This window comes from Streptomyces sp. NPDC090077, assembly GCF_044747545.1.
Classification (GTDB): domain Bacteria; phylum Actinomycetota; class Actinomycetes; order Streptomycetales; family Streptomycetaceae; genus Streptomyces.
This window is the reverse complement of record NZ_JBIVEG010000013.1, coordinates 120,644-145,843: the sequence shown is the minus strand read 5'-3', so window position 1 is coordinate 145,843 and position 25,200 is coordinate 120,644. Positions and strand designations below refer to the sequence as shown.

The 25,200-nt window shown below is 76.8% G+C and carries 20 protein-coding genes; 4 read left to right on the top strand and 16 right to left on the bottom strand.

Annotated elements, in window-relative coordinates; translation table 11 throughout:
- Positions 1-11: 11 nt before the first annotated feature.
- The 16 genes from ACIPW5_RS22405 to ACIPW5_RS22330 form a co-directional block, all read right to left on the bottom strand.
- The gene (locus tag ACIPW5_RS22405) at positions 12-2,147 is read right to left on the bottom strand and encodes a hypothetical protein (protein ID WP_401247548.1); all 2,136 of its coding nucleotides are present in this window, start codon (positions 2,145-2,147) and stop codon (positions 12-14) included.
- A complete protein-coding gene (locus ACIPW5_RS22400; RefSeq protein WP_401247545.1) occupies positions 2,144-5,305 on the bottom strand; it encodes a putative baseplate assembly protein in 3,162 nt (1,053 codons plus the stop codon). The genes ACIPW5_RS22405 and ACIPW5_RS22400 overlap by 4 nt, the downstream gene beginning before the upstream one ends.
- A 200-nt stretch (positions 5,306-5,505) precedes the next feature.
- On the bottom strand, positions 5,506-8,352 hold the full coding sequence (locus tag ACIPW5_RS22395) for a putative baseplate assembly protein (protein WP_401247542.1): 2,847 nt from the start codon (positions 8,350-8,352) through the stop codon (positions 5,506-5,508).
- Positions 8,349-8,711 carry a GPW/gp25 family protein gene (locus ACIPW5_RS22390; RefSeq protein ID WP_401247539.1) on the bottom strand — a complete coding sequence of 121 codons (363 nt, stop codon included), beginning with the start codon at positions 8,709-8,711 and terminating at the stop codon, positions 8,349-8,351. Before ACIPW5_RS22390 ends, ACIPW5_RS22395 begins: the two co-directional genes overlap by 4 nt.
- 5 nt (positions 8,712-8,716) lie before the next feature.
- Positions 8,717-9,043 (bottom strand): hypothetical protein, encoded by a 327-nt coding sequence (locus ACIPW5_RS22385; RefSeq protein WP_401247536.1) that lies wholly within the window; start codon positions 9,041-9,043, stop codon positions 8,717-8,719.
- A 20-nt stretch (positions 9,044-9,063) separates the two neighbouring features.
- Positions 9,064-9,597, bottom strand: coding sequence for a phage baseplate assembly protein V (locus tag ACIPW5_RS22380; protein WP_401247533.1), 534 nt, complete (start codon positions 9,595-9,597; stop codon positions 9,064-9,066).
- Entirely contained in the window at positions 9,594-10,715 is a 1,122-nt protein-coding gene (locus ACIPW5_RS22375; RefSeq protein WP_401247530.1) for a hypothetical protein, read from the bottom strand. Before ACIPW5_RS22375 ends, ACIPW5_RS22380 begins: the two co-directional genes overlap by 4 nt.
- Positions 10,708-11,046 carry a LysM domain-containing protein gene (locus tag ACIPW5_RS22370; RefSeq protein ID WP_401247527.1) on the bottom strand — a complete coding sequence of 113 codons (339 nt, stop codon included), beginning with the start codon at positions 11,044-11,046 and terminating at the stop codon, positions 10,708-10,710. Before ACIPW5_RS22370 ends, ACIPW5_RS22375 begins: the two co-directional genes overlap by 8 nt.
- Before the next feature lie 10 nt (positions 11,047-11,056).
- A complete protein-coding gene (locus ACIPW5_RS22365) occupies positions 11,057-11,710 on the bottom strand; it encodes a hypothetical protein (RefSeq protein WP_401247525.1) in 654 nt (217 codons plus the stop codon).
- Positions 11,707-12,015, bottom strand: coding sequence for a hypothetical protein (locus tag ACIPW5_RS22360; RefSeq protein ID WP_401247522.1), 309 nt, complete (start codon positions 12,013-12,015; stop codon positions 11,707-11,709). Before ACIPW5_RS22360 ends, ACIPW5_RS22365 begins: the two co-directional genes overlap by 4 nt.
- A complete protein-coding gene (locus ACIPW5_RS22355; RefSeq protein WP_401247520.1) occupies positions 12,012-14,138 on the bottom strand; it encodes an ATP-binding protein in 2,127 nt (708 codons plus the stop codon). The genes ACIPW5_RS22360 and ACIPW5_RS22355 overlap by 4 nt, the downstream gene beginning before the upstream one ends.
- On the bottom strand, positions 14,138-15,337 hold the full coding sequence (locus tag ACIPW5_RS22350) for a DUF4255 domain-containing protein (RefSeq protein WP_401247517.1): 1,200 nt from the start codon (positions 15,335-15,337) through the stop codon (positions 14,138-14,140). The genes ACIPW5_RS22355 and ACIPW5_RS22350 overlap by 1 nt, the downstream gene beginning before the upstream one ends.
- Positions 15,334-16,065, bottom strand: a complete 732-nt coding sequence (locus ACIPW5_RS22345) for a hypothetical protein (RefSeq protein ID WP_401247515.1) — start codon at positions 16,063-16,065, stop codon at positions 15,334-15,336. The genes ACIPW5_RS22350 and ACIPW5_RS22345 overlap by 4 nt, the downstream gene beginning before the upstream one ends.
- Positions 16,062-16,805, bottom strand: coding sequence for a hypothetical protein (locus tag ACIPW5_RS22340; protein WP_401247512.1), 744 nt, complete (start codon positions 16,803-16,805; stop codon positions 16,062-16,064). The genes ACIPW5_RS22345 and ACIPW5_RS22340 overlap by 4 nt, the downstream gene beginning before the upstream one ends.
- A gap of 3 nt (positions 16,806-16,808) precedes the next feature.
- Positions 16,809-17,336 (bottom strand): phage tail protein, encoded by a 528-nt coding sequence (locus ACIPW5_RS22335; protein WP_401247509.1) that lies wholly within the window; start codon positions 17,334-17,336, stop codon positions 16,809-16,811.
- Between the two features lie 11 nt (positions 17,337-17,347).
- A complete protein-coding gene (locus tag ACIPW5_RS22330; protein WP_401247507.1) occupies positions 17,348-18,940 on the bottom strand; it encodes a phage tail sheath family protein in 1,593 nt (530 codons plus the stop codon).
- A 156-nt stretch (positions 18,941-19,096) separates the two neighbouring features.
- Between ACIPW5_RS22330 and ACIPW5_RS22325 the strand changes: the two genes are divergently transcribed.
- The 4 genes from ACIPW5_RS22325 (at position 19,097) to ACIPW5_RS22310 (ending at position 25,200) form a co-directional block, all read left to right on the top strand.
- A complete protein-coding gene (locus ACIPW5_RS22325) occupies positions 19,097-20,581 on the top strand; it encodes a CehA/McbA family metallohydrolase (RefSeq protein ID WP_401247505.1) in 1,485 nt (494 codons plus the stop codon).
- Positions 20,582-20,681: 100 nt separating this feature from the next.
- A complete protein-coding gene (locus ACIPW5_RS22320) occupies positions 20,682-22,151 on the top strand; it encodes an esterase/lipase family protein (protein WP_401247502.1) in 1,470 nt (489 codons plus the stop codon).
- Entirely contained in the window at positions 22,148-24,289 is a 2,142-nt protein-coding gene (locus ACIPW5_RS22315) for a hypothetical protein (RefSeq protein WP_401247499.1), read from the top strand. Before ACIPW5_RS22320 ends, ACIPW5_RS22315 begins: the two co-directional genes overlap by 4 nt.
- Positions 24,286-25,200 (top strand): AAA family ATPase, encoded by a 915-nt coding sequence (locus ACIPW5_RS22310; RefSeq protein WP_401247496.1) that lies wholly within the window; start codon positions 24,286-24,288, stop codon positions 25,198-25,200. Before ACIPW5_RS22315 ends, ACIPW5_RS22310 begins: the two co-directional genes overlap by 4 nt.

Here is a 25,200-nt window from a genome sequence, read left to right as displayed (position 1 = left end):
GGGGCGGGCGGTCAGGTGACGAACAGGACCCCGGCCGACGCGTCGGCCGGGGTGTACTCCGCCAGCCTCCGGCGCAGCCCGTCCTCCCGCTGGGGCTGGAACAGGTCGTGGAACGCGCCGAGTTCGGACCCGTCGTCGGCCCCCCGCCGGATCTCCGGCGCGCACGCCGCGGACAGCTGCCCGTACCCGGGGGTGCCGTACGCCGTGCTGGTGAACCGGGGCACGACGCGCGCCGGATCCCCGGAAGCGGCAGGCTCGCAGTGGAACGGCGCGGGCGTCCGCGAACCGGGCGGCAGGTAGCTGAACCGTACGCAGCCGCGCCCGCGTACCGAGACGTGCACCGGGCCGGTCAGCAGGCAGTTCTCCACGAGCCCGACCTCGTGGGCGCGCACGGAGCCGAACACCGTCGTGCGCCGCGCGGACAGTTCGGCGTACGCGCACCCGCCGCCGGGGCCGCCGAGCGCGGGCAGCCGCTCCGAGGTGGCGTCGAGGACCGAGTCGTCGACGAAGATCCGGTTCGGCCCGGTGCGGGCCCCGTCCGCCTCCACCACGACGGGCCCGACGATGCTGTGGTGGACCTCCAGACAGGCCGGGGTCCGCACGAGTTCGAGGGCCGGCTCCCCGGGGTGCTCGCAGCGGCAGTCCCCGCCGAGCGACCACCCCGGCACGAGCGTGCAGTGGCTGACCTCCACCCGCCCGACCGGACCCCGCACGCGCACGCTCCGGCCGGTCACCAGCAGTCCGGCGAGCCGCACCGAGGGCAGCGGACCCCGGCCCCGGCCCGTGCCGGTGAGCCGCAGCGCGTCCGGGCGGTCGGCGTACCAGTCCAGCAGCCGCAGCACCGGCCTGCTCCCGGACTCCGCCCGCACGGTGAGCCGGTCGCCGTGGTCGAGCCGGATCTCGACCTGCTCCTGGAAGGCCACCGACCCGACGAGCTCGATCACCGCCTCGCGGCGCGCCGGACGGGCCCGCTTCTCCTCGTACCAGCGCGCGACCGCGTCCGTCAGCCGTACGAACTCCTCCCCGGGGCCGACCCGGTAGTGCGCCGCGTCCGGACCCGCGGGCGCGGCGGCCACCGGGTACTCCCCGCCGCCCATGGGCGCCGAGAAGGCGTGGTGGTAACTCACCCGCACCCCGCACTCGGGGGCCGACCGCGCCGGGAAGGCGATCCGGCCGAGGACCGGGTCCACGGCGACCTGACCGCGCCCGGGCACCCGGCCCCAGTCGGAGAGGTCCGCCGCGACGATCGCCGACAGCGGCACCGGAGCGTCCCCGTCGGTCCAGACGCACAGGCTCTTGCCCGGCCCGTAGTAGTGCGCCGTGCGCTCTTCGAAGGCGCGGCGCCGGATGAAGGCGGGCACGTTCGTCTCGTCCGCGACGTGCGTCGGCGCGGGCTCCCGCACCGGCCGGGTCACCAGCGGGGTGTCGTTGCCGAGGACGCCGAAGGTGTAGTGGCCGCGGTCGCGGTCGACGCAGTGCGCGGGCGCCCGGGTCAGGGGGTGCGCGCCGAGCCGCCACACGAACAACCCGACGCCCGCGACGCCCTCGTGGCCCGGGGCGTACGCCGACGCGACCCGGCGCACCCCGGCCGTGTGCGCCAGCCGGTCGAACGGCCCGTCGACCAGGTCGAGTTCCGCTCCCCGGCGCAGGTCCGCCAGGCCGCCCTCGCGCAGCCGGTCCCCGGCGTCCGGCGGGTACGCCGAGTACCGCCGCACGGGCTGGTCCCGGCCGAGCCGGGTACGGAACTCCACCGCCCGGGCGGGCCAGTCGGCGACGTCGCGCGCCAGGTCCTCCAGCACGGCGAGGGTGCCCTTGCGGCGCCGACTCGCGTAGGTACGGGCGACGTCCCGCCGGGGCGCGACCACCGCGGCCAGCCGCGCGGCCTCCTCGCCCCCGCGGGCCAGCGCCTCCTCGTGGCCGGGCAGCGCCTCGTACCCGACGAGCGCGCCGATGTAGGGCAGCACCCAGTCCTGGCAGGTCTCCACGAACCAGTCGGCGTACTGCCCGCGCACCGAATCCCGTACGAGGGCCCGCTGTTCCTCCACGACGGCCAGCAGCGCCCGCAGCGGGAAGCCCTCCTCGGCGTCGCGGCGCCGGTGGACCGCCGGCAGCAGCTCGTACAGGTTCCGTTCCGCACCGGTGGTCACGGCAGCCTCCGCAGGATCAGCGTCTCGGGCAGGTCGGGGGTCATGACGGCGAGCTGGGCCGGGCGGACGGCCGTGGCGACCACGAGGCGCCGGCCCCGCTCCAGCACCGGCGACCGCAGGCCCGGGTTGAGGGTGACGATCTCCTCCACCCGTACGCCGTACCGCACGGCGATCGAGGTCAGGGTGTCGGCGGCGCCGGTCGGGTCGTGGCCGACGACGTGCACCTGCGGTGCGGTGCGGGCCGGCACCGCCTCCACGGCGGACGCGGCGCCCCGCAGGCGGTCCGCCAGGCCGACCAGGGCCGTCGGGTCCGTGGCCGCGGTGATCCCGGTGAACACGTCGACGTCGACGTAGTCCACCCCCGGCACCGCCTGCATCGCCGCCAGGACCCGGCTCAGCCGGGCCGGTTCGGCGAGGTCCCGCGCGGCGAAGCCGAGGACGCCGAGCACGGCGGCCCGCACCGCCGGCTCCACGGTCTCGAACGCGTGGTCCGGCAGTACCTTCAGGCCCGCCGACAGGACCAGCAGGACCAGCTCCCGGACGTCGACGCGGACCGGGAGGTGCGGGTCCCCGAAGCCGGTGAACGCGGCCGCCAGACCGGCCGTCAGCGGATCCCCGGCGGACAGCGGAGCGTCCCCCGCACCGGCGACCGTGACGTGCACGATCTCGCGCCGCCCGTCGAACAGCCGGGTGGCCGCGGCCCGCCCGATCCCGGCCCGGCCGCGAGCGAAGTCGGCGTGGTCGCGCACGGACAGCAGCCGGTCCAGGGCCCGGGTGCGCAGCGGGACCCCGGCCCGGGTGTCGCCCGGACCGTCGGCGGCCGTGCCGCCCGTGGCGGGCAGCGGGTTGGTCACCGCGTTCACCCCGAGGGGCCGGCTGACGGTCTGGGTGATCCGGCCGGGCGGCAGGTTCCCCTCCGGGCCCGCGCCGACCCGGTAGACGGCGGTGACGTTCTCCACCCCGGTCGGGAGCCGCGCCCCGTGCACCCCGTCCCCGAAGGTGACCGCCACGCCGTCGGCCCCCGTGCCCGCTGCCCGTTCCAGGACGTACGAGCCGTCCGCGGGTCCGAGCAGCGAGAGGTCCTCGGCCGGGTGCCGCCGGACCGCGTCCACCCGTACCGTCAGCGCGGGTCCGGCGCCGCCGGGGGTGCCGGCCGGCAGGTGCGTCAGCGGTGCGGCCGCGGTGACCTGCCGCAGTGCGAACGACTGCCCGGCGCGGGTGGCGTCCCCGCTGCCGAGCACCTCCGAGCGGGTCTCGCCCTGCGTGGCGGGCACGACGTTGCCGTGGACGGTCACGGTGTCGCGGCGGTAGGCGTAGGTGAGCGGCGCGGCGAGCAGGAGCGTCGTGTGCACGGTGTCCCCGCCCGTGTCCGGGCCGATGCCCTGGCGGACCGCGGCGATCATGGCCGGTTCGCTGCCGGGGACGCCCGTGGTGCCCGGCACGTCGGTGCGTTCGCCGGAGACGACCAGCCGGCGGCCGGGCAGCAGCCCGGGGTACACCCCGGCGAGCTCGATCCGGTCGCCGCCCACGTCGTCGGTGACCGGGTCCTCGGCGAGGCCGAGGGGCTCGCCGGCCCCCCACACGGTGATCTCCCCGTACGGGACGGAGCCGTCACCGCCGGCGTGCCACGGGCCGTCGACGACGAGCCGGGTGACGGGCACGAAGACGGGCGGCGTGCCGGCCGGTGCGGGCAACGGCACCCTCAGCTGGGCCGCCCCGACCACCCCGGCCACGTGCCGGGACGGCGTCGTGCCGGCCTGCTCGCAGACCACCAGGGTGCCGGGGAGCACACCGTCGTGGTGCCCCTCCAGGTACAGCAGCTCGGTGCCCTCGGGAGGCGTCCCGCGGTCCGGGTCGACCGCCGGGTCCACGGGACGCGCCTTGACGCGGAGCACCTGTACCCCCGCGTTCTGCCGGGGGCGGGCGATCCGCTGCGTGGCCCAGGCCCGGTGGACGGCGCCGGCGAGCCGGGGGTCGGCCGCGGCGAGCAGCCCCGGCACGGAGTCGGAGGACGGGTCCCACAGTTCGCACAGCCCGGTCGCGAGGTCGCGCCCCGCCGCCGGGGGCCGGGGCGGGGTGCGGCGCAGGGCGGGGAGCACGGCTGCGGTGGCGACCAGGGCCGTCGCCCGGTCGCAGCCGGCCTCGCCGCAGTCCTCGGCCCCGCGGGGTTCCCCGGCCCGGCCCTCGCCGAGGTCCGGGCAGGCCAGGGCGTGCGCGAGCGCCCGCAGGTACTCGACCTCGGGCAGGCTCCGGCGCCGCGCGGCGGCCAGGCCCACCAGCGCGGCGCGCAGCGCCCGTACCGCGGCGGCGACCTCCCCGGCGAGCCACCCGGCCAGGGCCGCGTTCGGGCGGGCGGCCGTGAAGGAGACGGCCTCGCCGAGCAGCCGGGAGGCCTCGGCGAGGCCGCGGTACGAGGGGCCCGCGCCGTCCCCGCCGGAAGGGACCAGATCGAGCGCCGCCGCGAGCGCCGCCCGCAGCACGGCCGCGGCCGGTACCGCCGGGCCGGTGACGGAGGCGGTCTCCAGCGCCTCCCGGGCCGCCCCGGCCGGGGCGGCGGGGGAGACCGGGACCAGGTTGACGACGGTGAGCGCGGCCGCGTAGTCGGCGGTGGCGGCCGCCGCGACCCGGACGGCCGGCGCGTGGGCCGTGCCGAACAGCAGCAGGAGCCGGTCGCCGGGCCTGATGCCCAGCGCGGAACCGGTGAAGGTCAGCCGCCCCGTCAGGTCCGCCGTCCGGGCCTCCAGCCGGGGCGGCGCGGTCGTGCGTACCGCGAGGGTGTTCCACAGGGCGTCGGCCGGCAGGTCCTCGGAGGTCTCGAAGGCCTGCGGCAGCTGTCCCTGCGCGGGCACGCTCCGGGCCTGCGACCCGGCGGGCACGACGGCCCGCGCGCCCGGGGCGAGGGTGTAGGCGAGGTACGCGCCGGAGCCGAGGGCGGGGCGCGGCCGGTGGCCGACGAGCCGCCCGAGCAGCAGCAGCGACTCCGGCTCGACGGCCGTGGCCAGGTAGCCCTCCTGGGCGTGGCGTTCCCCGTAGAAGGTCAGGACGTCCGCGACCACCGCCCAGCAGTCGAGCAGGGCCACGGCCGGGTCGTCGGCCGTCCGTGCGGTCAGCCGGGCCAGTTCGGGCCGGCTCGCCAGCCGTTCGAGCATCGAGGCCATGAACCGCCCGTGCGTGCCGGTGCGGTACTCCAGCGCGGACAGGCCCGGCGGGTTGTACGTGGACGCGGGTGTCGGGAGGCCGCCCGCACACCCGCCGCCGCCCGCACACCCGCCGCCGCACCCGCACCGGCGGCCGCACCCGCCGCACCCGCACCCGCCGCTCCCGCCGCCGGGACTTCCCCCGTGCGCGCCGTCCCCGCTCATCGCCCGCCCCCGATCCGCAGTTCCAGTACGCCGTTCTCCGGCCGGGCCGGATCGGCGTCGAGCCGCGCGATCTCGTCCGGCCCCAGCCGCAGGACGCCGTCGCGCAGCGCGTCCGGCGACGGCTCGAACAGCCGCTCCAGCGCGGTCACCGACACCGACAGGACCCCCGGCAACCCCGCGACCGCCGCGACGATCCGGCTCACCCGCACCGGCGTCGCGAAGGTCAGCGCGTCGGGGTGGAAGAGGGCCGGCGTGCCGTCGGCCAGCAGCCCGCAGCCCAGTACCCGGGACACGGCCGCGCGCACGTGCCCGGCCACCGCCGACGGTTCGGCCCCGACGCACAGGGCGAGCCTCAGCGGCACCTGCCGGCCCGGCCCCACGCGCACCTCGTACCCGATCCGCCGCACCCGGTGCAGCCGCTCCCGCACCTCGTCCAGCAGCCGCTCCGGCGCCGTGCCCGCTCCCAGCGCGTCCACCGCCACCTGCGCCTCGTACCAGGACCCGGTCCACCGCAGCCGGGCGCCCGCCCGCTGCACCCCCGGCACCTCCCCGGCCAGCTGCGCGTGGTCCGCCTCGGTGACGGCCCGCAGCAGCCGCCGGGCGGCGTGCCCCGGGGCGCGCCGGCGCACCAGGGCGAGCGGCTCGGGGTCGACGCCGCCGGTGGCGGGCAGCGGGTTGCGCACCCGTACCGGCACGCCCTCCACCCCGCACAGCTCGACGGTGTCGACCGCCTCCGCGCCGACGTTCCCGGCCGTACCGTTCCCGAGCCGGCAGCGCACCCGCAGCACCGAGCCCGGGGCGGGCCGCGCACCCGCCCGGCCGTCGCCGAAGCGCAGCCCGAGCACGCCCTCGTCGTCGAGCTCGCCCACGAACGCGCGGTCGGCGGGCCCGCAGTCGAGCAGGTCGCGCCGCGGCAGCCAGGCCCCCGCACCGTCGCCGTCCGCGGTGACCTCCACGGCGGGCAGCGCCTCCCGGGGATCGGGCGCCAGCGCCCTGGCGGCCGGACCGGAGAAGACGGCGCGCCCCGGATCGAGCGCGTCCCCCTCGGCGGGGCCCCAGGTCTGACCGACCTCCCAGCCCTCGTCACCGGCCGCCAGCACGTACCCGGCGCGGGCCCGGCGGGCGAGTTCACCCAGCCGGGCCAGCTTGCGCGCCAGCAGCTCGTCGAAGCGGGAGAGCAGGGTCCGCAGCGCGCCGGCCGGGTCGGTGCCGAGCCGCACCCGGCGCAGCACCGCCGCGCCGAACACGGCCGTCAGCCAGGCCAGCGCCGCCTCGTCGGGGACCCGGCCCTCCTCGGCGGCGCGCAGCAGGGCCGACAGCCGCTCCCGGGCCCGGACCGCGACCCCGTCCAGCCGTCCGGCCTGGGCCCGCGCGACGTCGGCCGGCAGCGGGAAGGGCACCGTCCAGGTGACCGGCCCGGCAGTGCCGTCGCCCGGCACCCGCGGCGTGAACCGGTCCGGCAGCGGCGGGTACGCGGGCAGCAGCGCGGGGCCGCCGGGCCCGGCACACCCGTCCTCCGGCGGGCACGGGCACCCCGGGACCCCCGCCGGGGCCCCGGGCCACACCACCCGCTCCGGGTCGGCCCCGCACCAGGTGCGGCTCGCCCCGTGCTCCACGAGTACGGCGTTGCCCCGGGCCACGGCGACTTCGAGCGGGGCGCAGCGGGGGCCCCCGACGGCGCTGACGCGCAGCGGGAACCGCAGTGCGTCCTCCTGCGCCCACTCCACCTCCAGCAGCCGCTGTCCGTAGAGCGGGTCGGTGCGGCGCCGGACCGCGACGAGCCGCACCGCCTGCCGGTGGCTGCGGTCGGCGTCGGCGGGCAGCCCGGTCGCCGCCCCGAGGACCTCCTCGAAGACGAGGACGTCACCCGGTTCGAGGGAGAGCCGCCGTCCGGCCTCCCCGTCGCGCAGGGCCGCGCAGGTCGCCCCCGCCGGAAGACAGAACTCCGGCTCCCCCCAGGACCACAGCCGGATCCGGGCGTGCGCGGGGCGGACGGTGACCCGCTCGGCGCGCACGGGCTCGAAGACCTCCCCGCCGGCCCGGAAGCGGAAGGTCCCGGCGGGCAGGGTGACCTCCGCGTCCGCGGACAGGCACACGAAGGCCCGCGCGGCGCACCCGTCGTGCATCGGGTAGTCGACGAGCCGCACGTGCCGGCGCACCGACGTCCGCAGCCGGGCGGTGTCCAGGTAGGCCTCGGCGGCCACGGCGTCCTGTTCCATGCTCAGCTCGTCGCCGGCGTACGCGAGGAGCTCGACCAGCGTGACCATCAGGTCGGCGGCGTGCCGCTCGCCCCATGCGGGCACGGTCAGGCCGAGCCGCTCCAGCAGGACCCGGCGCAGGCTCGCGTAGTCCTTGGCGAGGTAGTCCAGGACCGGCTCGGGGAACGCCGCGGGCCCGCAGGGTCCCGGCCGGCAGTCCACCGGTGCCGGGCAGTCCTGGCCGAAGGTGAACTCGGCGGAGGCGAAGAAGGGGTCGAAACCCGGCAGGGGCTCCGTGCCCGGCCGTCCGGACGGGTCCGTCCGCACCAGCCGGAGGCGGTAGGCCGAGAGGTCCCCCGGACGGTCCAGCTCCAGCAGCAGCCGGCCGGGCGCTCCGGGTTCCGGACCGGGACCGGCATCCGCACCGGCATCGGGGCCGGCGTAGACCGAGACCACCCGCAGGTCCCGGGCGGCGACCCCGCCGTCGATCCGGAAGTTGGCCGGCCCCAGCCCCCCGGGCGCCGGACCGAACAGGGAGACGGAGAGCCGGGTCCGGCTCGCGTCCACCGTCACGGCCTCGATCCCGCCCAGACCGGCGGCGCGGGCGTCCCGTGCCCGCACCGCGAAGGCGCGCTCACCGCTCACCTGGTCACCCCGCTGTCGAAGGTCTCGGTCCGGACGCCGCCGGTGGCCAGGAGCACGTAGCAGAGCTCGACCCGCAGCACGGCCTCCCCGGCCGTGACGTCGAGCGAGCGGACGGCGATGACGTCGCCGAGCCAGCGGTGCAGGGCGCCCTGGACGGTCACCCGGAGCGCGGCCGCGAGGTCGGGGCCGTTCAGCTCGAAGACCAGGTCGAGCAGACCGCACCCGAAGTCGGGCCGGTTCACCCGCTCGCCGGGGCTGGTGAAGAGGACCTGCTCGACCATGTCGCGCACGTGGTCCTCGGGGCCGGTGAGCCGGGTGCGCCCGGTACCGGCGATCCCGAACGGGAAGCCGACGTCCACCGCCCTCACCCCGCCGTCACGCGGAGCTGGCCGGCGAGCACCACCGGCGTCGTCGGCGGCGGCCCCGCGCACACGCCCGAACCGGGCACCGGACCGGCCGGCGGGACCTCCTGGACGAGGACGGGCCGCCCCCCGGCCAGCACCCGCGCCGCGAGCCCGGTCCAGAGCACCTTCGTGCAGGGCGGCGAACCGGACACGCCCGGACAGCCGGTGACGACCAGCTGGTCCAGGGAGGTGGCGAGCGGCGCGCCGCCGGCCAGCACCCGCGTCTGGGCCGGGGTGTTCCGCACCGGGGCGAGGTGCCCGCAGGTGACCGCCGTCGCGGTCGTCACGACCACACCGGGCACCGCGCTCACCCCGGCAGCACGGTGAGCGCGCCGTTGCCGAGGTCGATCCCGGCCTGCGTCACCTTGATCGTCGGTCCGGCGGCGGAGGCGCCGATCTCGATCCCGCCCTCGTAGAGCCGGATGTACGGACCCGCCGGGCCCTTCAGCTGCAGCAGGATGCCGCCCGTGGGCCCGGCGAAGTCGGAGATCAGCAGACAGCTCTGGGCGGGCGTCCCGATCACGACCTGCGGCACGCCGTCCGGCGCGGCCTGCGCCGCGGCCGGCACCTCGCCGGCCCCGCCCCGCCAGAAGCCCGTCCACACGGCCCGGTCGGGGTCGCCGTCCAGGAACTGCACCCAGACACCGGAACCGACCAGCGGGACGACGTACATCCCGCTGGCGGGTCCGGCGAGCGGCGTCGCCGGATCCGCCCAGATGCACGGGTCGTCGCCGAGCACGTCCGCGACCCGCACCAGGAGCCGTCCGGACCGCAGCGGGTCGAGGTTGGAGGCCACGACCCCCTGGTACGGGCCGTGGTACTTCTTCGCGTCCTTCGTCACGGGATCACCACCGGGGTCAGCGGGCCGAGGCCGTCGCGGGTGAGGGTGAAGCTCTGCTTGTACTCGCCGCGTCTGATGTCGTGGGTGACGCTGGAGACGTAGTACAGCCCGTCGTACGCCGGGCCGGCCCCGCGCACGCCCACCAGCCGGCGGGCCCGCAGCACGTGCCCGTAGCGCAGCACGTCGAGCCTGCCGTTGCCGCGGACCGCGTCGGCCGACGAGGCCGTGCGGCTCAGTCCCAGCAGCAGCGCCTCGGCCACCGACCGGCCGCCGAGGTCCGGCACCGGCTCCTGCTTGAGCGCCACCGCCGGACGGGCCGCGAGCGGGGGGTGCAGGAGGCTGACGTCGGGGACCGGCAGGCCGATCCGCACCTTGCTCACGGGCTCGGTGACGTCGACCGCGTACTGGGTGCGGGAGAGCCCGTCGTACGTGAACGACAGCGACTCGGCGGTGGCGGCGGCGCCCGCCCCGAGCGTCAGGGCCGGCTGGACCGGCCCGGTGCGGACCTCGGGACCCCAGTAGGCGAGGCTGCTCCCCGGGACCGGGCCGGGCTCCAGGAAGAAGACGTGACCGACCTCGGAGGCCATGGCCCTCAGGTACTCCAGGTCGGTGCCCGCCTGGACCGGGATGTGCTCCAGCGGGTCCGGCACGTCGGCGAGCACGGGCGGCACCGCGGCCGGCACGATCCCGTACGCGGCGTACTTGGCGCAGATCGCCACGACCCGCGCCTGGTGCGGCAGTCCGGGGAAGCACTCCCGTTCGTGGCGCACGTCCATCAGGACGGACAGGTCCTCGCCGGTGACGGTCAGCACGCCGGCCCCGGGCTCGGCGCTCGGCGACAGCTCCTGCTGGGTGACGATCCCGTCCGCGAGCACGGTCGGGGTGCCGGAGACCACGGCGACCAGCACCACCCGGATCCCCGGGTCGAAGAAGCCCAGCGGCAGCAGCGACCGCTGGACGACCGAGCGGGCACTCACGGCGAAGGCCAGCTGGAAGCCGCTCGCCCGCCCCGAGGACGTGGTGACCCGGACCGACTGGAGGGCGTCGGCCAGCGGCGCGGGCACCGGGACGGCGAGCACCGGGCCCATCAGGAGCATCAGCCGGAGGTCGCTAGCCACCGAGGCCCCCGCCCGCGTCGGGCACACCGGAGCCCTGCGGCATCCCGGCGGGCAGGGTGATCCGCAGCCGCCGGCCCGGCACCGCCGTCAGCGACCCGGGGGCCAGGACCCGGTGCGCGTCGGCGATCCGCCAGGCCTGCTCGGGATCGCCCAGCTCCCGGGCGGCGACGTGGTCCAGGCGCTCGCCCGGCGCGACGGTGTGCGTGGTGAGCGTGGTGAGGCTGTCCGGGTCCGGCGGGAACCGGCGCCGCACGTAGCTGACGGTGCGGCCGCCGGGCAGCGTGAACCCGGCGGTCGGGACGTTCCGGTAACGGCTGGTGGCGGAGAACACGCCGGCTCCTTCACAGACTCGTCAGGCCGAGGTCGGTGGGGGTACGGGTCACCTGGGCGGCGAACAGCTCGCGGGCCCGGTGGTGCTGGAGGTAGAGCAGCCCGCCCTTGTGGCGGAAGCCGAGGTCGTCGACGGTCAGCACCCGGGCGCCCACGGAGACCCTGGCCCGGATCGGGTTCAGCGCCGCGTCGAAGGCCTCCTCGGCCACCGTGAACTCCGTGATCCGCACCGGCAGCACCCGGCTGCGCCCGAGCACGAGCACCGTCAGCGGAGCCTCGACCGGCGCCACCTCGATCATGCCGAGGCCGGCCATCCGGTCCTCGGCGAGGAGCTGCGCGACGCTCGGGTACATGCCGCTCTCCAGGGCCGCCAGGACGGGGAACAGCCCGCTCCGCGCCTCCACCGGATGCGCGTCGGGATCGCCGAGCTGCTCGGCGGCGTCGAACTCGGCCTCGAACTTGTACGTCTCGTGCGGCGGTCCCTTGAGCCGCAACGCCTCCAGCCGGTCCCCGGGCTCGGGGCCGATGCCCTGCGGCTGCACCGTCCGCGTCAGCGCGTCGGGGTTGAACTGGAAGGGGACCGTGCGCAGCGGCCGGCCCGTGTCCGCGTCGAGCAGCACGAAGCCGCCGCGGACCACCCGGGGCGCTCCGGGGAACCCGGTCATGCCCGCCCCCGCCCGCCGCCCGGCACGAGCGCCGCGTACACCGACCGGGCGACCGCCCTGCCGGTCGCCGCGGCCCCGGCGGAGCCCTCCGGCGGGGCCAGGGCGACCACGACCGGACCGGCCGCCCGCGGGGCCCGCGGCAGCTCCGCGCCGGGCGCCGCGAACAGCGCGGAGAGCTCGCCGACGAGCGCGGCCCGGAAGGCCTCCTCCCGGTGCGCCGGCAGCCGGTGCCCGGGCCCCGGGAGACGCTCCCCGAGCTCCGCACCGTCCACCACCAGCCGTTCGATGTGCACTTCCACCCTCATGACGGCACCTCACTGTCCGGATCGGCGGGCCGCGGCCAGACGAAGTCCCGCTCCCGCACGGGCTGCTGGAGCTTGCGGAACTCCTCCCGTGCCGCCCGCAGCACGAGCGGCATGGTGATCCCGCCCCCCTCCGCCGCGGCGAGGAAGGCGGAGTTGAGCGCGATGGTGCGGGCCGTGGCCCCGCTGACGTCGAGCCGCGCGAGCCGCTCGTAGTCCAGCCCGTTCCGGCCCGGCAGGCGCTCCGGGAACGCCCTGAGCCAGATCTCCCGGCGCTGCGCCACGTCCGGGAACGGGAACTCGACGACGAACCGCAGCCGGCGCACCAGCGCGGCGTCGAGCGCCGAGCGCATGTTCGTCGCCATGATCGCCAGCCCCCGGTAGGACTCCATGCGCTGCAGGAGGTAGTCGACCTGGACGTTCGCGTACCGGTCGTGGGCGTCCTTGACCTCGCTGCGCCGGCCGAGCAGGGACTCCGCCTCGTCCAGGAACAGCACGGCGCCGCCCGCCTCGGCCGCGTCGAACAGCCGGCGCAGGTTCTTCTCCGTCTCGCCGATGTACTTGCTCATCACGGCGGACAGGTCCGTGCGGTACAGGTCGAGGCCCAGCTCCCGGGCCAGCACCTCGGCGGCCATGGTCTTGCCCGTCCCGCTGGGCCCGGTGAACAGCGCCGTCACCCCGAGCCCGCGGGTCTGCCGCTCGCCGAAGCCCCACGTGTCGTGGACGGTCTCCTGCCGGGCCACCTGGCCGGCGATCTGCCGCAGCAGGGCCCCGGCGTGCTCCGGCAGCACGATGTCGTCCCAGCCCGCCTCGGGGCGCACCCGCCGGGCCAGGCCGTCGAGCCGCGGCCGGCTCCGGGCCAGGCACGCCTCCCGGACCCGGTCCGGTCCGCCCGTCCCGGCCGCCTCCACGATCGCCGGCACGTCCAGCTCGAACTGCCGGGCGAGCAGCCCGACCTGGACGGGGTCCGCCGCGGGACCGAGCGCCTCGCGCCAGGCCGCGGCCCGCTCGCCCGGGGTCGGCGGCCCGACGTCGACGACCTCGGCTGCCTTTCCGAGACCGCCCCCCGCGTCCCGGGAGGCGACGAACACGGGCGCGTCCAGCCGGGCGAGGAACCGCCCCAGCACCGCGGGGTCGAACCCGCCGTGCCCGTGGTCGTCGTCGGCGTCCACGTACAGCGCCACGGGTATGAGCCCGGCCTCCCGCTCCCACAGCCGGGCCAGCCGGTCGGCGTCCGCGGCCCGCTCGGGCAGCAGCGGCGCCGGCAGCCGGTAGGCCGTCAGCCCGAACGAGGCGGCCGCGCGGGCCGCGACGAGCCGTTTGCTGTCCGGCCGGCCCCCGACGAGGTGGACGACGGGCGCGGGGGAGCCCTCCCAGGCCCGCGCGCAGCGGGCGACGGCGGCCTGCTGGGACGCGGGCAGCGCCGCCCGCATCCCGGGCGGCAGCCGGGTGACGAGGACGGACAGCCGCTCGTCGAGGTGCCGGAGGCCCTTGACGTGGTCGACGATCCGCTCGTCGGCGCGGACCGGACTCGTCACGAGCGCCGACCCGGCGGCGCGGCCGATCTCGACGAGCCGCCAGAACCGCAGGGGGCCGTGCGGGGAGAGGGCCTCCCACGACGGCTCGGGCAGCACGGCGAGGGCCAGCGCGAACGTGGGGAAGGCCATCGCCCCGCTGCCGTGCGCGGCCGCGAACAGCGCCCCCATGGCAGGTTCGAGTTCCTCGGCCAGGCACAGCAGCAGGACGTCCCGCTCGAACCGGCTCAGGCCCAGCTGCCGGGCGAGCGCCACCAGCGGGGGCGCCGGTACGGCCGCCTCGGCATGCGCGACCCGCGCGGCGGCCGCGGCGACCTCCTCGGCCGTGGGCCCGCGGTCCGCCCGCGCGGCCGCGGGTGCCGGAGCCCCGGTGGGGACGGGCGCCGGAGCGGCACGGTGCCCGCGCACCCACGCCGACGCCGTCCGCCGGCCGGCAGCCGCCGGCACGGGCTCCGGTTCCGGGGGCGGGCCGGGGGGAGGGGCGGGGTGTCCGGGGCGCGGCAGGTCCTCGGCGTACCGGCGCAGCACCAGGCGTAGCCACTCCAGGGAGGCGGTGAGGAACCGCGCGTTGTCACCGTCGGTCGCGTGCATCAGGTCACCGTCAGCAGCTGGGTGGGGTCGTACACGGGCGGGTTCGCGGCGCGGTCCAGGACGAGCAGGCTGTCCACGCCGTCCACCCGCAGCCGCATCAGGTGCCGGCCGGGGCGGGCCCGTACGACGGTGAACCGGGCGGTGTCCCCGGCGACTTCGCGGGCGGCGTGCGCATCGCCGCCCAGCAGCAGGGCCACCCGCTGTCCGGCGGCGAACGGCGGGTCGGCACGGACGACGACCTCGGCGTCGCCCCGGGCGTCGCGCACCGCGGCGGCGGGCATCGGGCTGGTGATCCGCGGGGCGAGGGCGAGGTACCAGGGGCCGGCCGGCAGCTCGGCCGGAGGGGAACCGGACTTGAGCGTCACCGCGCAGATGCCCGCGGGCAGCCCCGACGGGAGGGTGAGGACCAGGCCCCGCGCGGAGCGGGCCGCTGCGGGTACCGGGACGTCGACGGCGAGCGGCGAGGTCAGATGGGCGAGCCGGACGGTGCCCACCCCGGACAGGTTCGCACCGTGCAGCTCCACGGAGTCCCCGGCCCGGGCGGCGCTCTGGTCGCCGGGGTAGCGCACGCCGTCGATCCGCGGCGCCGTCGAGCGGACGTCGGCGGCGGCCCGCGGGCCGCGGCCGTCCGCACCGCGGGTGAGCACCGGGGCCGGGGTGCGCGCGGGACGCCCGGAGTCGATCAGGACGGCCCGCACCTCGAAGGCCGTGGTCAGCCGGTAGGGCGTCTGGAAGACGCTCCACAGCGAGAAGATGTCCTTCTCCTCGAAGGCGTGCCAGGTGATCCGGATGGTGTCGACCTGCCGCGCGACGTCGCTGTAGGGCGCGGTCCGGGCCAGCTCGCCCCGCGCCAGCACGGGCCGGGTGTGCAGCGCGCGGAGGGCCGCGCCGAGCAGCCGGTGGGCCACGAGGTCGTCGTGGTCCGGCACGTACGGGGTCAGCAGGTAGCGCAGGACGAGCGGCAGCGCGGGCTCCGCGCTCTCCCCGGGGAGCAGCTGCGGCGGCGGCTCGTTGCGCAGCTCCGGGGCCGTCCCGGTCTGGTACAGGAACAGGTTGACCTGCGCCTCCTGCGCGGTCGCGTTGACCTGGTCCGGCGGCCGGACCACGGCCGTGGCCCCCGGCAGGACCGTTTTGATCCCGTCGTCGACCAGGGCCCGCAGCGTTTCGGTGACCGCCTCGATGGCCCGCGCGTCGCTCATCGTGCACCGCCCGAGCGGCGCCGCAGGTAGTCGTCGAGCGGTACGGCGGGCTCGCGAGGCGGCCTGCGGGTGACGGCGGGTTCCGCGGCTGCGGCGCGCGGCGGCGGGGCGGAGCGGACCTCCAGGCGGCCGATGGTGATGTGGACGGTGGTCCCCTGCGCCGGCGCGGCGGCGGGCCCGCGGGGCCGCTGCGCCCGGGGCGCCGGCGGCGCCTGGCCGGCCGGTTCCCCCGGTGAGCGGGGCGGCTGCGGCGGCGGGGGAGCGGGGGCGCGGGTCCCGGCGGGCCGGGCCGGGGCGGCCGTGGGCACCGGCGGCGGGGCGGCCGCCCCGCCGCCGCGCTCCCGCGCCGGTCCCGCACCGGGCGGGCGGCCGGAGCCGTGGCCGGGGCCGTGCTCGTGGCCGGCCTCCCGGCCGGGGTCCGGCGCCGGGACGTGCTCCGGGCGCCGGCCGGCCGGAGCGGGCACGTACGGGATCCCGGCCGGGGCCGGGGCCGGGGCCTGAGCCGGGGCCGACGTCGGCTCCGGGGACCGGCCCGCGACCGCCTCCGGCCCGGCTGCGCGGTGCCGCTCCCGGGGCCTCGGCGCTCCGGCGCCGTCCTCGCCGTCCTCGCCGTCCGGTCCGGGCGGCGGCGGGTCGAGCACCGGCGGCACGTCGAAGAACGACGGGGTCCTGGGCCGGACCGCCGACGGATCGGGCAGGCCGAGGACGCGGTCGACGAAGTCCCTCATGTCCCGATCGCCTCCAGGTAGTAGCGGCGCCGGGCCGCGCCGAGGGCGAGGACGTCGCCCTCGCGCCACCCGTACGCCGTGGCCAGCGCGTGCACGTCGGCCAGCAGGCCCCGGGCGCAGGCGTCGACCTCGGCCCAGACGTGTGCCGGGACGTCGAACGGAGCGGCCCAGGCGTGCCCGCACGCGGCGCACGTCAGGTCGAGCCGGATGTCCGCCCGCGGATCCAGGGAGGGCAGCGCGGCCGCGACGGCGGCGAGCAACTCGTCCTCCTCGTCGTCCTCGTGGGCTTCGTCCTCCCGGGCCTCCCCGTCGACGGAGAGCACGCACCGGCCGACGAGCCGCCGCCGCGCGTCGGGGCGGGTCGCACCGTCCGGCGCCACCGCCAGGACGTCCCGGCTCGTCAGCGCCCGGAACCGTACGAGGCGCCCCCCGACGGACACTTCGCCCTCGCCGGCCCCGTCCGCGCCTCCGGCGGGAGGGCACAGGTCCGAGAGCGGAACCGAAACCTCCAGCTCCTCCCCGCAGCCGGGGCAGTCGGCGAGGCATGCCAGATCACCGCGGAAGCACGCCGCCCGCAGCCCGACGAGCAGGGCGTCGCGCGCCCCGAGCGGCAGAGCGCAGGCCTCGTCGAAGGAGTGCCCGCCCATCGCGGCAGCGAGGGTCACGGCCCGCGCCACCGGCCCCTGCCCGGCGGCGCCCTCCCACTCCCGGAGGAGCCGGGCCTGCGTGAGCGCCGGCATCCGTCACACCGCCGGGTCGTCGAACGAGACCTCGGCCGCGGGCGGCAGGGCGATGTCGCGCACCCAGCCCTCGTTCTCCAGCCTGACGTGCTGGACGAGCACGGCGTTCGCGTTGGCGTCCAGGTCCGAGAAGGGCTGGTACTCCGACACCCAGCAGTTGAAGACGTGGTAGGAGAGCACCTTCTGGCCGGTCTCGTCGTGGACGTCGATGACGAGGTCCCGGCGGAAGTCCTTCAGGGAGGTCTCCCGCCCGCCCGCCGCATTGGCGTGGCTCCACGTCTTGTTGGCCCACTTCTCGAACTCGTGGCCGTTCACGGTGACCCCGCGTTCCAGGACGATCGGGTCGAACTCCACCCGTCCGGGCAGTTTGGCGCTGTTCGACGGGGCGCCGCCGTCGCGGTGTTTGACCACCTCGACGGTCCGCTTCATCCCGGAGACCTTGTGCACCCCGAGGAACGGAACGGTGCTGTCGCTGTACCGGACGCGGAAGCGGAAGTTCTTGAGCGGGTCGACCCGCGCGGTCGTTGCCATCGTCTCGCTCCTCAGACCTGCAGCTGCCCGGCGAGCTGCTCGATGTGGACGATCACGAACTCGGCCGGCTTGAGCGGCGCGAAGCCGACGACGATGTTGACGATGCCCCGGTCGATGTCGTTCTGCGGGTTGTTCTCCCGGTCGCACTTGACCAGGTACGCCTCCCGGGCCGTCGCGCCCTGCAGGGCCCCCTGCCGGAAGAGGCCGTTCATGAACGCGCCGACGTTGAGCCGGATCGAGGCCCACAGCGGTTCGTCGTTCGGCTCGAACACCACCCACTGCGTACCGCGGTAGAGGCTCTCCTCGACGAACAGGGCGAGCCGCCGCACCGGCAGGTACTTCCACTCGTCGGCCAGCCGGTCCGCGCCCCGCAGCGTCCGCGCGCCCCAGACGAGCGGACCCAGCACGGGGAACGAGCGCAGGCAGTTCACGCCGAGCTGGTTGAGCCTGCCGTTCTCCAGGTCGGTCATGGCCACCGTGGGGGCGCTCACCCCGGCCAGCGAGGCGTCGGTGCCCGCGGGTGCCTTCCACACGCCCCGCTGCACGTCGGTGCGGGCCATCACCCCGGCCACCGTGCCGCACGGCGGAACGGTCGTGGGGACGCCGCCGGCCGCGGGGTCGGGGATGACCAGGTCCGGGAAGTACAGCACGGCGTTCTTCGCCGCGTCGCCGGTCACCGGGGGAGTGGCCATCCCGGCGACGGCGGCGTCGACGCCCGTCCAGCCGGCGGGCGGATCGACGACGAGGACGGCCCGCCGCTCCCCGCACAGGGCCGCCGCGGGGGCCAGTGCGGACTGCGGGGCGCCGGGCAGGCACAGGAGGTTGAAGATGTCGGTCTTCAGGAGCTGGTACAGGCCCGTCTTGGACGCCTGGCCGGTCGGCCCGCCCTGGTAGTCCGCGAGCGCGGGCACGGCTCCGTCCGCGCCGCCCGAAGCCTGCTCGTACCGGTTCGGCCTGGCGTCGTCGAAGGGATCCTGGCTCGCGTCGGCGGGTGCGACCGCCTCGTGCGCGGCCGGTACGGCGTCGAGCACCGGGCCGGTGGCGGGCAGGGTGACCAGGGCCGAGGAACTCAGCGCCCTGTCCAGCGAGTTCGGGTCCTCGGGGTCGGAGCTCACGTTGAGGTGGCGCTCCACCGTCCCGGTGCCCTTGTCGAACAGCGTGAGGTTGTACCGGGTCCGGGTGGTGCCGGGCGCGGGCACCTCGCCGGTGTCGTGGTCGACCCGGGCCCGCAGGGCGTCGCCCCACCGTCCCTCGCCCCGGGCGACGAGCGTGACCGTCCGGGGTCCGCCAAGAACGATGACGGAGGCCTTGGCGTTCTCGGTGTCGTCGCCGTCCCCGGTGTGGACGAGCCGGACGATCTCGGCCTCGCTGCCGCCGTTGGCGTAGTACTGGTGGACGGCGTACCCGAGGGGGCTGCGCGGGACGACCCCGCCGAACAGGCGCTGGAAGTCGGCGAAGCTCGTGATGTGCACCGGCCGGTCGGTGGGCCCGCGGACGGCCGCCCCGACGAACGCGGTCACCGAGGTGGGCACCCCGGTGATGGTGTGCACGGCGCTCTTGACCTCGTGGATGTACACACCCGGGAAGGTGGGGTTGACGGGCACGTCCGGCCCCCCTCTCACTGTCGTCTCCCGCCCAGTCTGACGAGCCGCCGTGACCGGAGCGTCACCATTCCGTCACGGCTGGTGACGTGAGGGCGGGCCGGGGACCGGCACACCGGTGTTAACGGAGGATTCACCTGCCCCCGGGACCCTGGGCCCATGGCCCTCAGCAGACGAGCACTCCTGGCACAGGCGGCAGCGTCGGCCGGCGCCGTCGCCGGCCCTCCCCCCTCACCCGCCGCCGGGGCGGCCGGGGAACCCGAGCCGACCACGACCACCACCCTGCGCGGCACGATCCCGCCCGGAGCGCCGGACTTCGTGTACGTACCGGTCGACGTCCCGTCCGGCGTGCGCGAGTTGCGCGTCTCCTACCGCTACGACAAGCCGCCCACCCCGCCGGGCACGCCCGGCAACGCCCTCGACATCGGCCTGTTCGACCAGCGCGGCACCGCGCTCGGCGGCCGCGGCTTCCGCGGCTGGTCCGGCGGCGCCCGCAGCGAGTTCTTCCTCCGGACGGACGGGGCCACCCCCGGCTACCTGCCCGGACCGCTGGAGCGCGGCCGCTGGCACATAGCCCTCGGCCCCTACACCGTCGCCCCGCAGGGTCTGCCCTACGAGATCACCGTCACCTTCGCGTACGGGGAACCGGCGCCCCCCGCCCCGGCGGCCTACCCGCCCGAGCGGATCCCCGGCCGCGGCCGGGCCTGGTATCGCGGGGACTGCCACGTCCACTCCGTGCACTCCGACGGCCGCCGCACCCCCGCCGAGATCACCGCCCTCGCCCGCGCCGCCGGCCTGGACTTCGTCAACACCTCCGAGCACAACACCCACAGCTCCCACACCGCCTGGGCGGGCGCCGCCGACAGCGGGCTCCTCGTCCTCACCGGCGAGGAGATCACCACCCGGACCGGCCACGTCCTGGCCGTCGGCACCGACCCTGGCACCTTCGTCGACTGGCGCTACCGGGCCCGCGACGGCCGCTTCGGCAGGTTCGCCCGCGCCGTCCGGCAGGCGGGCGGCCTCGTCGTCCCCGCCCACCCGCACGCCACCTGCATCGGCTGCGCCTGGAAGTTCGGCCTCGCCGACGCCGACGCCGTCGAGGTGTGGAACGGCCCCTGGACACCCGACGACGAGGTGTCCCTGGCCTCCTGGGACGCCACCCTGTGCGCCGCGGACGGAGGCCGCTGGCTGCCCGCCCTGGCGCACAGCGACTACCACCGCGACCCCGACCGCATCGGCGGCCCCCAGACCGTCGTCCTGGCCGACGACCTGTCCCGCCGGGCGATCCTGGCCGGGCTGCGCGCCGGACGCGCCTACGCCGCCGAATCCTCCGCCGTCTCCGTGGACTTCACCGCCGTCACCCCCCGAGGGGCCCACGCCGGCATCGGGGAGACCCTGGAGGCGGCCGGTCCGGACACGGAGGTCCTCGTACGCCTGTCGGTGACCGGCGCGGAGGGCGGCGAGCTGCGCCTGGTCACGGACCAGGGCACCGTGCTCACCGTGCCCGCGGCGACCTCCCTGGAATGGCGCACGACACCCGCCCGCACGGCCTACGTCCGCGCGGAGGTCCGCCACCCGCCCCAGGCGCCGCCCCTGCCCGGAGCACCGGCCGCCCTCACCAACCCGATCTGGCTGCGGTCCTGAGGAACACCGGGGTCCGGCCGCCGCCGGATCGGCGAAGGACCTGCCCGCACACCCCCGGGCACGGCATGATGGGCGCCCGGCGGAGTACCTGGGGGGAACCGTGCACGGCCGCTTGCGCTTCGACGACCTCATCGTGGTGCTGCCCGGGATCGGCGGCAGCACGCTCCACCGCGACGGTGTCCCGGTGTGGCAGCCGCCGCTGGCCCTGGGCGGCCTGCTGCGCCGCTCCGGCCGGGCCCTGGAGGCACTGGCCGGGGACCCCCGCCTCCTCGACGACCCCGACCACGACGACGGCATCGTCCCCACGGGCCTCATCGGCCTCCCCGTCGCCATCCCGGGCCTCGCCAAGCTCAACCAGTACGGCAGACTGCGCCGCGCCCTCCACGGCTGCTTCGACCTCGTCCCGGGCGACTGCGCCGTCGACGGCGGCCCGGCCAACCTCTTCGAGTTCGCGTACGACTGGCGGCGCGACAACCGGGTCTCCGCACTGCGGCTGAAGGCCCTCGTCGACCGCGAACTGCCCAAATGGGCCCGGACCCTGCCCTACGGCCGCCCCAAGGTCGTCCTGCTGTGCCACAGCATGGGCGGCCTCGTCGCCAAGTACTACCTCGACGTCCTCGGCGGCTGGGAGCACTGCCGGACGGCGATCACCTTCGGCGCCCCCTTCCGCGGCTCCCTCGCGGCCCTGGACGTCCTCGCCAACGGGGTGCGCGCCCCCGGCGTCCGCCTGGACGCCGTCTCCGAGGTCCTCGGCGCCTTCACCTCCGTCCACCAGCTCCTCCCGCGCTACCCCGTGCTCCTCGACCGGCGCCCCGGCACACCCGCCGGGCAGGCCCCCCTCCACGTCCACCGCTCCCCGGTCCGCCTCGGCTCGCTCGACCCCGCGCGGGCGAAGGCCGCCTACGAGGACTTCCACCTCCGCATGGACGCCCACGCACCCGGCCCGGCCGTCCCGCTGCTGCCCGTCGTCGGGTACGGCCACCGCACCGCGCAGACGGCCGTGTTCGACGGGAGCCGGCTGCGCGTCACGACGGACCCCGAGGCCCTGGGCGAGGAGCGGCACCGGTTCGCCACCGGGGACCGCAGCGTCCCGGCCGTGGCCGCGATCCCCGTCGAGCTGTCCGAACGCCCCACCTGGGGCTGGGAGAACGCCACGCACTCCACGATCCACGCCACGGACGGGGTACTGGAACGCCTCCTGCGCCTGCTCGCCTCCCTCGGGAGCGGGCTGGAGGACCTACAGGCGCCTGCCGGCGGGCCGGAGCCCGGGACGGACGACCCGTGCGGGGCCTTCCCCGCAGGGCCGGACCCCCTCGCCCTCGGGATCGACGTCGACGACGTCCACGCCGAGGGCGAGCCCGTCGTCGTGACCTGCCGGGGCCGGGGCGTCACCACGGGCGCCCGCCCGCCCGTGCTCACGCTCTCACCGCCCTGCCCGCCCGACCGCGTCACCCTCGACGAACACGAGGGCGCGGCCCGCTGGACCGTCACCGGCCTCGCCCCCGGCGTCCACGAGGCCACGGCGTCCTTCGACGGCCGGACGGTCACCGACGTCTTCGAGGTCTGGTGACCACGCAGGCACCGCCGCCCGGCCGGTGGGAGAAGTGGAAGAAGACCGAACCGGCCCGCCTCGCCTGCTACGTGGACTCCGAGGAGATCGCCCGCACGTACGAGGGGCCGGTGCCCACGTACCCGGAGCGCGCGGAGGACCGCCGCAAGGCCGTCCGGACGGTCTACGACCGGCTGGCCGCGCAGGGGCTGCGCTACGAGACCGCCGCGATCGACTTCCGGCGCTTCCACCCCGCCGAGCAGGTCGTCCGCACACCCGCCGAGGTCGCCGCGCAGGGCGGCAACTGCCTCGAACTGACGCTGCTGTTCGCCGGCCTGTGCCAGGCGAGCAAACTGCGCACCCTCGTCGTCCTGCTGGAGGACCACGCCCTGGCGGCGGTCTGGCTCCGTGACGACCTCGACGCCGTGTGGCCGCGCGGCCGCCCCGGGCCGCACGACCACCACTTCATGGACGGGGGCCTGCTCGACTGGACCATCGGCGCCACGGCCGCCAGGGACACCCTGACGCGGCTCGTCGCCGAGGGGGAGTACCTCCTGGTCGAATGCACCGGCGTCACGGCCGACGGCGGACCGGGGACGCCCTCCCCGCACCGGACCTTCGAGGAAGCGGTCACCGAAGGGCTGGACCGCCTCGGGAGGGGGAGCCTGGCCGGCCTCGTCGACATCGTCTACCAGCAGCGCCACGGCCCCTACAGCCCCTATGCGGTCCCCGCCCCGCCACCCCCTGCGGGACCCGCGGACCCCGCCGGCGCGGCACCGGCCCCCGGCCCGGACCGCTCCGTGCGGCCCAGCGCACTCGCTGAGCACGCCCTGGACACCGCCCTGAGCCGGGCCGCCGCGGCCCACCCGGTCCTCGCGGCCCACCTCGACCGGCCCCACCGGACCCCCGGGGACCTGGCGCGCCTCATCGACGCCGTCGGCACCGCGCCCGCCACCCCGGAGACCCTCCGGCTGCGCGAGGTCGCCGGGGTGATCGCCCTGGCCCTGGACGCCCACGCCTTCACCAGGGCCTGGATGCCCCGGGCCGCCCAGCCGGCCGCCCTGCGCCGCGCCCTCCTCGACTGCGTGGCCGACCCCCGCGGACTACGGCCCCACGGACTCGCCGAGCACCTCGACACCGCCGCCCTGCACCGGCCCGTCGGCGACCCCGACGGCCGCGCGACCCTGCTGCGCTTCGTCGTCCGCCTCGCGGCCACCGCGGGGATGGACATCGGGGACGCGGCCTTCGCCGACTGGTGCCGCCGGGCCGGCCACGACCTCGCCACGGCGGAACTGCTGCACCGACGGTTCCGGAACCTCGCCGACGACGCCCGGCGGCGGCTCGTCGTCCACCTGCGCGCCACCACCCCGGCCGACGACCGGCCCGGCTCCGCCGACGCCTGGCTGCTGGACGACCGCGGCCGGCCCACCCACACCCGCCCCACCGCGCCCTGCCCGCCCGGCACCGGCGACCTCGCCGACGTCCTGGCCGACGTCCTCGAATGGGCGGACGGCGTCCTCGGCGCCGCCCTGCTGCACCGGGTGGACATCGCCCTGCCCGCCAGGACCCTCCTGCAATGGCGCCCCGAGGAAGCCGACGTCGGCATCCGGCTCGGCGCCCACCACCAGGTCGTCCTGCACTGGGGCGCCCGCATCCACCCGCCCCGCCACCTGCGCCGGCTGTCCCGCCAGGCCCCGTACCGGCTGCGCCACCTGGAGGACCGGGGCGACGCCGTGTACGGCAGCGTCGACTGGGTGGACCCCGAGACCGCCGAGAACCGGCAGGACTTCGAGGAACGCCTCGTCAGGAACGACTACCCCGGCGCCCTCGGCCTGCGCTTCGCACCCGCCGACACCGACCCGGACCACCTGTTCGAGGTGCTCCTCGCCCGGTTCCCGATCCTCCTGTGGCCGGACCGCGCCGTGACCGGCTGGCCGGCCGTCGAGGAGGAGGTGCGCGACCGGTGGGTGACCCTGCCCGGCGGGTTCACCGACGCCTACCGCACCGCCTGGCACTGCGCCGAGGAAGCGGTGCCGCCCCTGGCCCGGCTCCGCGCCGTCTGGGACGACGGGCACTGGCTCGCCTTCTGCCGCACCACCAGCACGCACACGGCCCGCATCGGAACGGCCGCCGACGCCCGCACGAGAGGACGACGATGAACTGGACCCCCTACTACCGCGGCGACGGCGAGGCCCGCACGGACGCCCTGCCCCAGCCACCGACCTGGCGCCTGGCCGACCCCGCCTCCGCCGCCGCCACCTTCCGGCCCCCGGAGGGACTGCCCGAAGCCGTCAACGCCGCCCTGTGCCTGCGCCGCCCCCTGCTCCTCACCGGATCGCCCGGCACCGGGAAGTCCACCGTCGCCGCGGCCGTCGCCCACGAACTGAGCCTCGGCCCCGTCCTGAACTGGCACGTCACCTCGCACAGCACCCTCACCGAAGCCCTCTACCGCTACGACGCCCTCGGCCGCCTGGACGCCACCCGCCGCAACGAGGACGACGACATCGGCCGGTTCCTCCAGCTCGGGCCGCTCGGCACCGCCCTGATGCCGTGGGACCGGCCCCGCATGCTCCTCGTCGACGAGATCGACAAGAGCGACATCGACCTGCCCGGCGACCTCCTCAACGTCATCGAGTCGGGCAGCTTCGAGATCCCCGAGCTCGCCCGGCACCCGGAGAGCGACATCGACGTCCGGCTCTGGGGGTCGGACGCCACCGCCACCATCAGCAAGGGCATCGTCCCCAGCACCGAGTTCCCGTTCATCGTCATGACCAGCAACGGCGAACGCATCTTCCCGCCGCCCTTCCTGCGCCGCTGCATCCGCTTCCGGATGCCCGAACCCGCCCACGGCCGGCTGGCCGGGATCGTCGCCGCGCACCTGGGCGAGGACGCCGCCCGGGACGCGGCCGGAGTCCTGGCCGAGTTCGAGGCCAGGATCACCCGCCGCGAGAGCCTGGCCACCGACCAACTCCTCAACGCCGTCCACCTCGTCACCGGCGACCTCGCCCCCGACGACCCGCTGCGCGCCCGTCTGGTCGACCTCCTCCTCGACGACCTGAACGCTCCCTGA